General features: G+C 60.9%; 9 protein-coding genes. 5 read left to right on the top strand and 4 right to left on the bottom strand.

Annotation, left to right across the window (positions count from 1 at the left end):
- Positions 1-15 precede the first annotated feature (15 nt).
- The 3 genes from IVA75_RS29970 (at position 16) to IVA75_RS29960 (ending at position 2,791) form a co-directional block, all read left to right on the top strand.
- Positions 16-990, top strand: coding sequence for an ABC transporter substrate-binding protein (locus tag IVA75_RS29970; RefSeq protein ID WP_247284719.1), 975 nt, complete (start codon positions 16-18; stop codon positions 988-990).
- Between the two features lie 282 nt (positions 991-1,272).
- The gene (locus IVA75_RS29965) at positions 1,273-2,274 is read left to right on the top strand and encodes an SPFH domain-containing protein (protein WP_247284718.1); all 1,002 of its coding nucleotides are present in this window, start codon (positions 1,273-1,275) and stop codon (positions 2,272-2,274) included.
- Between the two features lie 70 nt (positions 2,275-2,344).
- Positions 2,345-2,791 carry an NfeD family protein gene (locus tag IVA75_RS29960; protein ID WP_007597152.1) on the top strand — a complete coding sequence of 149 codons (447 nt, stop codon included), beginning with the start codon at positions 2,345-2,347 and terminating at the stop codon, positions 2,789-2,791.
- Between the two features lie 111 nt (positions 2,792-2,902).
- Here the strand turns inward: IVA75_RS29960 and IVA75_RS29955 are convergent, their stop codons facing one another.
- The gene (locus tag IVA75_RS29955) at positions 2,903-3,241 is read right to left on the bottom strand and encodes a helix-turn-helix domain-containing protein (protein WP_247284717.1); all 339 of its coding nucleotides are present in this window, start codon (positions 3,239-3,241) and stop codon (positions 2,903-2,905) included.
- A gap of 72 nt (positions 3,242-3,313) precedes the next feature.
- Here IVA75_RS29955 and IVA75_RS29950 point away from each other — a divergent pair, with 72 nt between their 5' ends.
- On the top strand, positions 3,314-3,871 hold the full coding sequence (locus tag IVA75_RS29950) for a carboxymuconolactone decarboxylase family protein (protein WP_247284716.1): 558 nt from the start codon (positions 3,314-3,316) through the stop codon (positions 3,869-3,871).
- Between the two features lie 101 nt (positions 3,872-3,972).
- Here the strand turns inward: IVA75_RS29950 and IVA75_RS29945 are convergent, their stop codons facing one another.
- A complete protein-coding gene (locus tag IVA75_RS29945) occupies positions 3,973-4,980 on the bottom strand; it encodes a KpsF/GutQ family sugar-phosphate isomerase (RefSeq protein ID WP_027514060.1) in 1,008 nt (335 codons plus the stop codon).
- Positions 4,981-5,171: 191 nt separating this feature from the next.
- On the opposite strand from IVA75_RS29945, the gene IVA75_RS29940 reads away from it, so the two are divergent.
- A complete protein-coding gene (locus IVA75_RS29940; RefSeq protein ID WP_247284715.1) occupies positions 5,172-6,938 on the top strand; it encodes an outer membrane beta-barrel protein in 1,767 nt (588 codons plus the stop codon).
- A 48-nt stretch (positions 6,939-6,986) separates the two neighbouring features.
- On the opposite strand, the gene IVA75_RS29935 is transcribed toward IVA75_RS29940, so the two are convergent.
- Together IVA75_RS29935 and IVA75_RS29930 are read right to left on the bottom strand one after the other, a co-directional pair.
- Positions 6,987-10,016, bottom strand: coding sequence for an NACHT domain-containing protein (locus IVA75_RS29935; RefSeq protein ID WP_247284714.1), 3,030 nt, complete (start codon positions 10,014-10,016; stop codon positions 6,987-6,989).
- Between the two features lie 179 nt (positions 10,017-10,195).
- Complete coding sequence (locus IVA75_RS29930) at positions 10,196-11,647, bottom strand: glutamate synthase subunit beta (protein WP_247284713.1); 1,452 nt, start codon at positions 11,645-11,647, stop codon at positions 10,196-10,198.
- Positions 11,648-11,656: the final 9 nt, after the last annotated feature.

The raw sequence follows: 11,656 nt of genomic DNA, 5'->3' as shown, positions 1-11,656 counted from the left end.
TCCGAGGAGCGCCCCATGAACCGCCGCGAGGTTCTGGCGCTTCTTGGGGTGATTGCGGCGCTGCCGGCCTCGGTGCTGGCGCAAACGAATGCGGCGCGCCGGCTCGGCGTGCTCTCGGTCACTGCGGCCGACGATGCGATCGGTCAGACGCGTAGCGCGGTTCTGGTCGAGGCGCTTGCCGGCCATGGCTGGAAGGAGCACGACAGCCTCAAGATTGATTGGCGCAACGGCGGCGGCGACCGCGCACGGATCGCGCAATTCGCCGACGAACTCGTGGCGCTCAAGCCCGACATCCTGCTTGCGGTCGGCACGCCCTCGGTCGAGGAGCTGCGCCGGCGCACGACGACCATCCCGATCGTTTTCGCCGTCGTCACCGATCCCGTCAGCCAGGGCTTTGTCCAGAATCTCGCCCATCCCGGCGGCAATCTCACCGGCTTCACCGATTACGACGGCCCGCTGGCCGGCAAATGGCTGGAGATGCTGACGCAGGTCACGCCAAAACCGTCCCGTGTCTTGGTCGTCTACAATCCCGCCACCGCGCCGTTCGCGCCGCTGATGCTGCGTACGATCGAGGACGCCGGCCGCGCGCTCGATGTGACGGTGGAGCCCGTGCCGGTCCATGACACGGCCTCGATCGCCGCCCTGGCCCTACGGAAAGACGGCGGCCTACTGGTGCTGCCGGACTTCTTCACCATGTCCAACCGTGCGCTTCTGCTAGCGGCGATCAATGAAGCGCGCGTGCCGGCGGTGTTCTGGAGCCGCACCTTCGTCGACGAGGGTGGCTTGATGTCCTACAGTACCGATAGCGCCGAGCAGCTCCGCCGTGCCGCCTCCTATATCGATCGCATCCTGAAGGGTGCGCGAGCGGCCGACTTGCCGGTCCAGAATCCCACCACGTTCGAGCTCGCGATCAACTTGAAGACTGCGAAGGCGATCGGCGTCACGCTTCCGCCCAGCCTGCTCGCAACCGCGAACGAGGTCATCGAGTAGGATTCGGCTGCGACGGCCGGCATGGCCGGATTCGTTAACGTCGGCGCTAGGTCTACGCCAGCACGCTTTCAAGAGCGCCTCGCAAATACATAATCGCGACCATTCCCTCTCCCGGCGTCTTGTGTAGAATTCTGCCGATGCCGAGATCAGGCACGACCGCTGAGCCTTGAATCTTCTGAGCTCTTTACTGAACGCTTTACTGAACCCTTGGGGTCGTGATCCCGACCAATGACAGCGCGGAAAAGGCCTTTTCCCGACAATCTTTCCCGCCTTGGAGGAAATATGAGCGGTTTCGACATTTTCGCAATTGTGCTGGTCTTGCTGGTCATCGTCACGCTGGTGGCCGGCGTGAAGACGGTGCCGCAGGGCTATGACTGGACCATCGAGCGGTTCGGCAAATACACCCAGACGCTGAGCCCCGGGCTCAATCTGATCGTGCCTTATTTCGATCGCGTCGGACGCAAGATCAACATGATGGAGCAGGTGATCGACATCCCCGAGCAGGAGGTGATCACCAAGGACAACGCCACCGTGACGGTCGACGGCGTCGCTTTCTTTCAGGTCTTCGACGCGGCCAAAGCGAGCTACGAGGTCTCCAACCTGACCCAGGCCGTCACCGTGCTGACCATGACCAACATCCGTTCGGTGATGGGTTCGATGGATCTCGACCAGGTGTTGTCGCACCGCGACGAAATCAACGAGCGCCTGCTGCGTGTGGTCGATGCCGCCGTCTCACCCTGGGGCCTCAAGGTCAATCGTATCGAGATCAAGGACATCGTGCCGCCGGCAGACCTCGTCGAAGCGATGGGCCGACAGATGAAGGCTGAGCGCGTCAAACGCGCCGACATCCTTCAGGCTGAAGGTGCACGCCAGTCCGAGATCCTGCGCGCCGAGGGTGCCAAGCAGGGCCAGATCCTCCAGGCGGAAGGCCGCCGCGAGGCCGCCTTCCGCGACGCCGAAGCACGCGAGCGGTCGGCGGAAGCTGAGGCCAAGGCGACGCAGATGGTCAGTGAAGCCATCGCCAAGGGCGACGTTGCGGCGCTGAACTATTTTATCGCCGACAAGTATATCAAGGCGTTCGGCCAGTTCGCGGACTCGCCGAACCAGAAGATCATCATGCTGCCGATCGAAGCCACCAGCATGCTCGGCTCGCTCGCCGGCATCGGCGAGATCGCGAAAGCCACGTTCGGCGAGAGTGCGGCATCCGCGGTTGCCGCCGCTCGTCGCGGGGCGGTGCCGACGACCGGCAGCACGCCGCCGGCGGTGCCGCCGCGGCAGGGGTAAAGCGCATGCCCCGGAAAAGTGGACACCGGTTTTCCGACAAGGGCATGCGCCATTTCAAAGAGGTCGTGTCATGACCGACATGTTCGTATCGCTCGGCACCTGGAATTGGCTGATCTTCGGCTTCATCCTGATGGCGCTGGAGGTGCTGGCGCCGGGCGTGTTCCTGTTCTGGCTCGGGCTCGCCGCGCTGCTGGTCGGGCTGATCTCGTTCGGAGTAGCGATATCCTGGCAGATCCAGCTCGTGATGTTCGCGATCTTCGCCGCCGCCGCCGTGCCGGTCTGGCGCCGGCTCGCCCGGCCGAAGCCGGATGCAATTGCCGCCAGCCCCTTCCTCAACAAGCGCGCGGATGCGCTCCTCGGCCGCGAGTTCACGCTGGAGAAGCCGATCGTCGACGGCAACGGCACCATGCGCATCGGCGACACCGTCTGGCGCGTCGCAGGTCCTGATACGCCGGCGGGCACGCGTGTGAAGGTGGTGCAGGTCGATGGTGCGAATCTGACCGTGGCGGCGGCTTAGGTCGCCGTCATTGCGAGCGAAGCGAAGCAATCCAGAATCTTTCCGCGGCGACAGTCTGGATTGCTTCGCTTCGCTCGCAATGACAAGCTTGTCGGGACGGCATCGCCAGACTTACGCGCCGCTCTTGCTTCGCCAGCGCTCCGCAAACCTATGCAGCGGCATGAACGTCTCGCACAATTCCCGCCCCAGCGCCGTCAGCCCGTAACCGCTGGCTTCGCCGAGCTCCACGAACCCCGCTTCGCGCAAGTCGTCCAGCCGCGCCTGCAGCACCGTCGGCGAGGCCTCGTCGCAGGCCGCTCGCAATGCGCGCGAGGTGAGGGGGGCGTCGCGCAGCTCCCACAGGATTCGCAGGCTCCAGCGTCGTCCCAGGAGGTCGAGCAGCACCATGACAGGCCGCCCGGTGCGCGAGCTACGGACGCCGCGCGATCTCGAAGTGGTCTGTTTCGCCATCGCCGCCCTCTTGCGTGATGCTACAAATAGTGTAGCGTACTGCTACAGTAAATGTAGCAAGAGAGGCGGCCGATGTCCCAGGCCACACCGCGCATTGCCCCGCTCACCCCGCCTTATCCCCCGGAGATCCAGGCGCAGTTCGACCGCATCATGCGCGGTGCGCCGCCGCTGCTGCTGTTCCGGGTGATGGCGGGCCACACCCGCGCCTGGGACAAGTTTCGCGCCGGCGGCCTGCTCGATCCCGGCCCGCTCTCGTTGCGCCAGCGCGAGGTCGTGATCGACCGCACCTGCGCGCTGAACCAATGCGAATATGAATGGGGCGTGCACGCCGCGGTCTTTGCCGGGCCAGCGAAACTCACCGAGGAGGAAGTGCACGCCACCGTGCGAGGCGATGCGAGGTCGCCGTGCTGGTCCCCGGCCGAGCAGGCGCTGATCGCCGCCGTCGACGCGCTGCATCACCGCGCGACCTTTAACGACGCCGAGTTCGCCGCGCTGTCGGCGCATTACGACGAGGCGCAGATCCTGGAGATCATGCTGCTGTGCGGCTTCTACCGCACGGTGTCGTATCTGGCGAATGGGCTGCGGCTGCCGCTGGAGGACACGGCGGCAAGATTTCCGGCGTTGCTCTAACCACCGTCATTGCGAGCGTAGCGAAGCAATCCAGAGTCTTTCCGCGGTGACAGTCTGGATTGCTTCGCGGCGCTCGCAATGACGAGCGGAGAGAGCGTGTCTTAAGCCACGCCCGCCCGCAGCAGATCGTGCAGGTGCACGATGCCCACCACCTTGTCCGCCTCGGTCACGACCAGCGTCGTGATCTTGCGGGTGTTAAGCACCTCGATCATCTCGGTGGCGAGCATCGAGGGCGGCACGGTCTTTGGCTGCCTGGTCATGATGTCGTCGACCGACGCCGCCAGCAGGTCCGGCCGCATCTGGCGGCGTAGATCGCCGTCAGTGATGATGCCGACGGCCTCTGCCGCATCGTTGACGATGCAGACGCAGCCGAGACCCTTGGCCGACATCTCCATCACCGCGTCCGACATCTTGGTGCCGAGCGGCTTGACCGGGATCTCCGCACCGGTGCGCATGTAGTCGCGGACGAATTTCAGCATCGCCCCTAACTTGCCGCCGGGGTGGAAATGCGCGAACTCCAGCGCGGTGAAACCGCGGCCTTCGAGCAGCGCGATCGCAATGGCATCGCCGATCGCGGCCTGCATCAGGGTCGAGGTGGTCGGCGCCAGATTGTGCGGGCAGGCCTCGCGCGCCTTCGGCAGCTCGATCACGATGTCGGCGGCTTGTCCCAGCGAGGACGCCGCGTTCGACGTCACCGCGATCATGGGAATGGCGAACCGTGCCGAATAGTTCACCAGCGTCTTCATCTCCGGCTGCTCGCCGGACCAGGACAGCGCCATGATGACATCGTCGGGCGTGATCATGCCGAGGTCGCCATGACCGGCTTCGGCGGCATGGACGAAGAAGGCGGGCGTGCCGGTCGAGGCCAGCGTTGCCGCGATCTTGCGACCCATATGGCCCGACTTGCCGAGCCCGGTGACGATGACGCGGCCCTTTGCGTTGCGGATCAGATCGACCGCCTTGGCGAAGCTCGCGCCAAGCGGGCCGCGTAGGGCGGCGGCGAGCGCGTTGATACCGCCGCTCTCCGTTTCCAGGGTGCGGAGTGCGGATTCGACGCTGTCGGGAATGGGGCCGGATGATTGGGTCATCAGCGGTTTCGAACTCGGCATGTTCTGGTCCAGGGAGGAGGGGCGTTTGCCCGTTGGCGTCTGCTTAGCACGCCAGGGCCTTCGAGGCGACGAGGGCTCCCCAGCCCTCAACCGGTCGTTAACCATAATTGTTTTAACTCCATTAACGATGGTTCCCGCCGATCGGTGGGGACGATCGCGAAAGTGTTTGATTTCGTTGGAGTTCTTCCATCGTGGGGTCGTCTCCAGGCACGAGCCGGAGCAAACGCGCGCATTTCCTGCGCGCGGCTTTGCCGTGCTTTGCGCTGACGGTCCTTGGAAGCGCCCCCGTGGCCGGCCAGAGCCTCACCCCAGACCTGTTCAGTCCCAACCGCGGTGGCTTCGCCTCGCCCGACACGCTGCCGACGCGCCGTACCGCGGGCGTGCCGCAGGCACCGTCGGATGCGCTGCCGACACTGCCCGATCCCAACGCCGATTTGCGCAAACGCCAGCAGACGCCGGCGCGCGTGGGCCAAAACCCGACCAACCAAAGCCCGACCGGTCAGGTCCCGATCTACGGCTTGCCCGCCGCCAATGGCGCCAGCGCTTCCGGCTACGACTCGCTCAACCGCAAGCGACAGCAGCCAAAGTTTTATCCCGGACAGGCGAAGCCGAAGCGTCCGGTCGGCCCCGGCTCGCCGGTGCCGCCGGCGACGCCGGAGCGAACGCTCGGCCCGCCACGCATCGCGCCGCCGCCCTCCGAGACGGCGCACAAGACTCCGGTCGCCCCGGCGATGGCCGGCAACGTGCCCGGCCAGCCGCTGCGCCGCCGCCTCAAGATCGATGACGATGCATTCGGCGCGGTCGGCGACTATGCCGGCAGCTTCCTGATCAAGGGCGGGCTCGAGCTCTCCACCGGCTACGACACCAATCCGGCGCGTCTGAGCAAGCCGGTCGGCTCGCCGGTTTATGTGGTCGCGCCCGATCTCCTCGTGGCGTCCGACTGGGAGCGCCACGCGCTGGTCGCGGATCTGCGCGGCTCGTTCTCGGGCTACACCAACAACATGCCGGCGACGATCGACGGCTTTGCCTCGCCCTCGCCGGTCGAGGTGGACCGCCCCGACTTCAACGGCCATGTCGACGGCCGCATCGACGTCAATCGCGATCTCAAGCTGACCACGCAACTGCGCCTGCGGCTCGCCACCGATAATCCCGGCAGCCCGAACGTGCAGGCCGGCCTGCAGAAATATCCTGTTTACGCGACCTATGGCACGACCGTCGGCTTCGACCAGACCTTCAACCGCTTCCAGGTCGCGGCCGGCGCCACCGCGGATCGCACCGCCTACACCAACTCAAAACTCACCGACGGCTCGACCTTCAGCAACGATGACCGCGACTTCAACCAATATGGCGGCGTGGGGCGCTTCTCCTACGATCTCAAGCCGGGCCTGAAGCCGTTCGTCGAGATCCAGGGCGACACACGCGTCCACGACCAGGCCGCCGACCGCAATGGCTTCTTCCGCGATTCGAACGGCGGCTACGCCAAGGTCGGCACGTCCTTCGAGTTCTCGCGGATCCTCACCGGCGAGGTCTCGGTCGGCTATTCCGCGCGCAACTATGTCGATCCGCGCCTGAGCCAGCTCGCGGGCTTCCTGACCTCGGGCTCGCTGATCTGGAATGCGAGCGGCCTGACCACGGTGAAATTCGCCACCGACACGCAGATCGCCGAGACCACCATCCCCGGCTCCTCCGGCGTGCTGGTGCACACCTACGCCGCCGAAGTCGATCACGACTTCCGCCGCTGGCTTACGGCAGTGGGCAAGTTCACCTACGGCACCTACGACTATCAGGGCCAGAATCGCAACGACAAGACCTACTCGTTCGAAAGCAATCTGATCTACAAGCTCAATCGCAACATCTGGATCAAGGGCACGCTCCGCCACGACATCCTGGATTCGAACCAGGCGGGGTCAAGCTCGCAGGGGACGGTGGTGATGGTCGGGGTGAGGCTGCAGAACTGAGACAACGATTGTCACAGCGTAGAAATATCGACCTATTGTCGGCCCCAATCAGCTTTCACCTCTGGCAACATTCGGAGTTGTCGTGAAATCTTTCTTGTGCTGATGCCAATCAGCGAGAAGGGGCCCATGTTGGTGACCTTGAACAGCTTCAAGGAGCCTAGTTGCCACATGTTCAGGAAGGCAATAATCGAGACGATTCCGCTTCTTTCTCCTCCCCCCTTGTTGCAAATCCGGCTCCATTTGTTCGATTGCGAAAGCAGCCGCTAAAAGCAGATTGATATAGCGGTCTCGAACCGACGGGTTCTTTGTCTTGGATCTCAAGATGGCGTGGTAAATGCCGACGATAACTTCATCGAGTAGTGCTTCGAGGTATACTCGATAGTCATCCGCGGATGAGGGGATTGCTGGCGTCCTACCTGCGAGAACATCTTCCGCGAGAAGCCTTATCAGTTCCCAATTTTCGTCACTATTGCTCCCATGCGGTGCGCTGCGTCGCCAGAGCGGAATCGCCGGATCAGAATTGACGTAAAAGCAGAGCGTCTCTAAGAACAAGTTCGGCATTTCAATCAGAGGCGAGTATTCAGTCGAACCGTAGAAAGCTTGCCACCTGTGTTTATGAAACAACTCGAGGTGCCGCTGGCCGTAGCTGAACAAATAAGCGCGTGCTTCGGACGCTGACTTCACTGCTCGAGCAAAATTCTCGCCTTGAGTTGAGTCCCGCAACTCTTGAAAGTATTCGGAATTGCTCCGAGCGCCGACCCACGCAGGCAGCGGTGACCCTGGAGAAATCGACCGCGCACGATGGTGCGGGACGAGGCGTGGCATAGAGTCCTTAGCAATAGCCAACATAGCAACGTAGTGCTCTGCGAGATCACTGCTCCTGATAGCTTGCTGAATCGATGAGTAGATAACATCCTTTGCTAATGCCTCTCTCCTCTTTGAGCTGCGAATTGCGGAGGTGATCACGCCGTAAGGGGCTGCGCCGGTGTGAGTTCCAAGTCCCGTCGTTCTCGATACAATCAATCGCACTAAGTCCCGATAGCGTATCTCCGGAAGGATTAAGTAGTCCAACGCTGTGGCGACGAAGGCAAGGAGGCCCAACTCTTCCTTGTCAGATAAATTCGGGCCCTTGATCAAGGACACGATAGTTTCTGTCGCTTGGATTATCTTTCCGGAGTCGCGGTAGACAGCCGTTTGGAGAGCCAGATGGCAAACGACATCCCACTCAAGTTTGACGACGTGCGCTAAAAGCTTGTCTCTGAAAAGTTGATCGACGCTTTGACTTGATGAAAGTAAGTGTCGAGCAAAAAAGTATTCTAGAAAAGTTCTATGCGTGAACTTGTAGACATTCGGGCCAACTTCGAACATGACCCAAGCGCGGCCAGTAATGAACTCAACTAGCGCTTTGGCTGCTTGCAGGGCCTTAGCTTTGTCGACGTACCAATCCTCGAAGAATATCCTGAGCTGGTTGGTTATCCATTCTCTCGATACTCCGTCATCTGTTTGAGCGGAGCCGAAGATCTTGCTGGCCAGAAAGGCGAAGAGATCGAGTAGCTCGAAATCGACCGGTATCTTGAAGATAATGTCGCGCCTTTGATCCCATTTCTCGAACATGAGTGTAGCGCACTCTTTGTAAATCTCCGGACGATTGGCTGGGACGTCTCCCTTGTAAACGAACAGATAGACCATCAATCCCAGCATCAGAGGATTTTCTCGCAAGTCTGCGGCAATGTTGTTTGTTTGGGATAAAAACTTTTTGGATTTCTCCTTTGCTTCGGGCTTCTTTAGTCCCTCAACAAACTTGATAAATTTCTGTGCAAATATTTCGACCTCTTCGTTGTTGAACGTCGACAAATAATAGAATGAGAAATCTTCGTTCATCGGCGCATCTTCGTATCCAACTAGCCGGGATGTGACGATGCTCGGGCACGCTGCATACACGGTAGTGAATTGTTCGATTAGCGACACGGTTTCGCGTCGTCGGTCGACCTCTAGTATTTCGTCCAGCCCATCGAAAATTAGAAGTGCGCTTCCGAGTGCCATGAAGTGACGAAGCATTCTCGATGTGTAGTCGACGTCGCCGTCAAATACGTCCTTTGCTTGATCTACCAGATGATCCAGAAGACTGTATCCCGGAGTAGATTGCCGACGCTTGTCAAAGCTCCTAAGGACTATCCGCAGCGGCAGCTTGAGCGCTGATGGCTCAGTCTTGCCTGGATAATTCGATTCAAGCAGGATTGAGTTCGAATTGTCGAAACTCAGTAGTTGCGTCAATGTCGATTTGCCACCACCAGGGTCGCCTAAAATGACGGCGCGTCTAACGCTCGATTTAAAGGTAACATATGAAATATAATCCGAGTCTCTGGGCTGAGAGTTCGCCTTTTTTACCTCTACTTTCTTCGACGTTGACAGTCGGGGAGGAACAACGAGTTGACGAATTCTACACCGCTTTACGCCCTTCACCGTCTCAACTGACAAATATCTGTTGGCGACTTCAAGAGATCTTGCGAGGCGTGTCCTCCCCTCGAATATCTCTTTAAGGTTAGGAGGATCTAGCAGGAGCTTACTTGCCTCGAGGGCTTTTGACATGTCTGCGAGTTGTCTGGCCAACTCGGAGTTCTGAGCCTGTACAAACTCGAGGAGAGCTGGGTCCTTAACTTCGGCTTCGACGCTAAGCTTAACCGCGGTGTAGAAGGCTTTGAAAAATTTCTCGCTGGTAAACGGAAGCTGATCTTTGAAAGGCTGGTAGATCAGATCGAATGCTGGGAAGAACTTATCTGGCTCGATATTTGTCAGAATCGATTTTATCAACGCTTCCGGTATGGCGCTTCGTTCAACTTCGCGTAGAAAGGCGGCCATGGTCTCATTCAGCTGCCCTCTTGAATTGCCAATGACGATATGAAGGTCGTTCATTGCTCGTTTGAGGCGATCGTCCCCCGAGCCAAGCTCGTCAGACAGCACTTTGTCTACCGTCTGTCTGCGGCGTATTCCGCCACGAACTTCCTGGTAGGTTTTCTTCAGTCCGTCACTCGCAAAGCTACCAACCACCTTGAAAATAAGTTCGCCGGCAATAGTCACAGCTGCTTCCTCCCCCAATCTCAAATTGCTTATCGCAATCTAAAGCTGTGCGATGCCTGCGAAGCAAGCCCTGTTCTACTAAAGTGGCTGGAAATTCGAATCTGTAGGGGAGAAGCACAAGAAATCGCCCGCGTAAGCGGGCGATGATACCGTTCGTAAATCTAACGGGGAGCGAACAGCTACCGCGGCAGATCCGTCTTCCCCATCAGGAACGTATCGATCGACCTTGCACACAGCCGGCCCTCGCGGATGGCCCAGACCACCAGCGATTGCCCGCGGCGCATGTCGCCGGCCGTGAACACGTTCGGGCGCGAAGTCTGGTAGTCGAGCGTGTTGGCCTTGACGTTGCCGCGCGGGTCGAGCTCGACCGAGAGCATCTTGAGCAGGCCCTCGTGCACGGGATGGACGAAGCCCATCGCCAGCAGGACGAGGTCGGCATCCAGCTCGAACTCGGTGCCGGCGATCGGCTTGAACTTGTCGTCGACGCGGACGCAGTGCAGCTTCTTGACCTGGCCGTTCTCGCCGGTGAACTTCTGCGTCAGCACGGCGAATTCGCGAACCGCGCCTTCGGCCTGGCTGGAGGACGTCCGCATCTTGAGCGGCCAGTTCGGCCAGGTGAGGCCCTTGTTTTCGTGCTCCGGCGGGGCGGGCATGATCTCGAGCTGGGTCACGGAGAGCGCGCCCTGGCGCAGCGAGGTGCCGATGCAATCGGATCCGGTGTCGCCGCCGCCGATGACGACGACATGCTTGCCACCGGCCAAAATCTCCTGGACGCCGTTCAACGGTTCCTCGGACACGCGGCGGTTCTGCTGCGGCAGGAAGTCCATGGCGTAGTGGATGCCGGCGAGATCGCGGCCGGGGACCGGCAGGTCGCGCGGGGCTTCGGCGCCGCCGGTCAGCGCCACGGCGTCGTACTCGTTGAGCATCTCGCGCGGGTCGACATTGCCGTCGACGCCGACATGGCTGTTGTAGTGGAAGGTGACGCCTTCGCCCTCCATCTGCGTGACCCGGCGGTCGATGACGTTCTTTTCCATCTTGAAGTCGGGAATGCCATAGCGGAGCAGGCCGCCGGCCTTGGCGAACTTCTCGAACAGATGCACGTCGTGGCCGGCGCGTGCGAGCTGCTGCGCGCAGGCCATGCCGGCCGGACCCGAGCCGATCACCGCGATCTTCTTGCCGGTCTTCACGGCCGCCACTTCCGGCTTCAGCCAGCCATTGTCCCAGGCGCGGTCGACGATCGCGCATTCGATGGTCTTGATGGTGACGGGGTTGTCGTCGATGTTGAGCGTGCAGGAGGCTTCGCACGGCGCCGGACAGATGCGCCCCGTGAACTCCGGGAAATTATTGGTCGAGTGCAGATTGCGCGAGGCTTCTTCCCAGTTGCCCTGATAGACGAGGTCGTTCCAGTCCGGGATCTGGTTGTTGACCGGGCAGCCGGGCGTGCCGGGCGAGACCGAGCCGGTGCCGTGGCAATAGGGGATGCCGCAGTTCATGCAGCGCGCGGCCTGGTCGCGCGTTTCCTTCTCGGAGAGGGGAACGACGAACTCGTGGAAATGCTTCACGCGCTCGGCGACCGGGGTGTACTTGCGGTCATGCCGTTCGATTTCGAGAAAACCCGTGATCTTGCCCATTAAACCCGA

Origin of the sequence: Bradyrhizobium sp. 134 (assembly GCF_023074155.1) — a bacterium.
Taxonomy (GTDB): Bacteria; Pseudomonadota; Alphaproteobacteria; order Rhizobiales; family Xanthobacteraceae; genus Bradyrhizobium.
The sequence above is the reverse complement of the archived record's forward strand: the minus strand, read 5'-3'. Positions and strand labels throughout refer to the sequence as shown.

What these genes read in the sequence shown, in the direction of transcription:
- IVA75_RS29930 (WP_247284713.1), bottom strand. Translation starts at nt 11,647, where the DNA reads ATGGGCAAGATCACGGGTTTTCTCGAAATCGAACGGCATGACCGCAAG.
- IVA75_RS29970 (WP_247284719.1), top strand. Translation starts at nt 16, where the DNA reads ATGAACCGCCGCGAGGTTCTGGCGCTTCTTGGGGTGATTGCGGCGCTG.
- IVA75_RS29955 (WP_247284717.1), bottom strand. Translation starts at nt 3,241, where the DNA reads ATGGCGAAACAGACCACTTCGAGATCGCGCGGCGTCCGTAGCTCGCGC.
- IVA75_RS29945 (WP_027514060.1), bottom strand. Translation starts at nt 4,980, where the DNA reads ATGCCGAGTTCGAAACCGCTGATGACCCAATCATCCGGCCCCATTCCC.
- IVA75_RS29960 (WP_007597152.1), top strand. Translation starts at nt 2,345, where the DNA reads ATGACCGACATGTTCGTATCGCTCGGCACCTGGAATTGGCTGATCTTC.
- IVA75_RS29950 (WP_247284716.1), top strand. Translation starts at nt 3,314, where the DNA reads ATGTCCCAGGCCACACCGCGCATTGCCCCGCTCACCCCGCCTTATCCC.
- IVA75_RS29965 (WP_247284718.1), top strand. Translation starts at nt 1,273, where the DNA reads ATGAGCGGTTTCGACATTTTCGCAATTGTGCTGGTCTTGCTGGTCATC.